General features: G+C 38.9%; 1 protein-coding gene. It reads left to right on the top strand.

Annotated features, from left to right (window positions below; all coding sequences use genetic code 11):
- The coding region (locus ACFIKD_RS09580) for a DUF6990 domain-containing protein (protein ID WP_375647924.1) at positions 1–956 on the top strand (956 nt) is incomplete at both ends.

Genomic DNA, 956 nt, shown 5'->3' with positions numbered 1-956 from the left:
GTATTCATTATGGTGTCATAGATTATGGACGGGATAGCGGAAGATTGTGGGTTTCTGTCAGTCTTACTACTGCTGCTTATTGTTTTGGCTGTGAATATGCTAACGGTAAAGAATCGCAACCTCAATATGAGGATATGCTGATTTCTTCAGAAGAAGATTTTGGAGTTACAGCGCTGGAGTTTTTTGAAAACCACGTTAAGATATCTTTAAACAAAGTGTTAGCTTGGGCGCAAGCACAAGATATTGAGAAAAAATTACGTGAAGAATCTGCTAATCATTCTCTCGTTGCAAAGGCTCTACTCGGCGATACCGAAGCTTTAAGGAATTACAAACCTACACCTCAATTATATACACCAGAGTTTTCTGATTATGAAAAGATGACACAGGTTGAGCGCGTTATCTTTTTTGCTGAGGCTTATAAAAATAACGAATTGGATGACATTTTAACACGCAAAAAACCGAAACAGCGTTTGATGAGTCTTACAGCAGCAACACGCATTCTTAAAACCCAAGGGTGGTTTGCCACAGAGCCTGGAAAAATGTGGTTGGTTTTGCCCGACCGCTTCATTCAATTTGATTTTGGTTTTATACGTCTTCCAAATGATGATTACAATGTTCATCTTGAAGCAGAGATCTCCAACGAAGATATTTCTGTAGCTTGCCATTATATTCACGATAGTAGAAAATGTAGGCAGATATCAGCTACAAATATTTATCAGTCTTTTAATACGATTGGGGGAGGGGTTTTTAGTGGTGTTGATAAAGGGATTGATATTCGTGTAGAGACATTAAATGAGCAGGAGCTTATAAAAATTTCTGAGCGGGTGATACAATGGGCGCGTGCTCAGGATTTAGAAGCAGCGATAGAAAGCAAAGCGCTTGTTCAAAAATATAGCTCTTGTCCCGATATCCCATGGCATTTGGCTTGTTTAGCATTAACAGGTCAAATTGATGTC

It is taken from the genome of Bartonella sp. CR84HXZ, assembly GCF_042194535.1.
Lineage (GTDB): Bacteria > Pseudomonadota > Alphaproteobacteria > Rhizobiales > Rhizobiaceae > Bartonella > Bartonella grahamii.
Note: the sequence above shows the minus strand (reverse complement) of the source record. Positions and strands in the feature narration are given on the sequence as shown.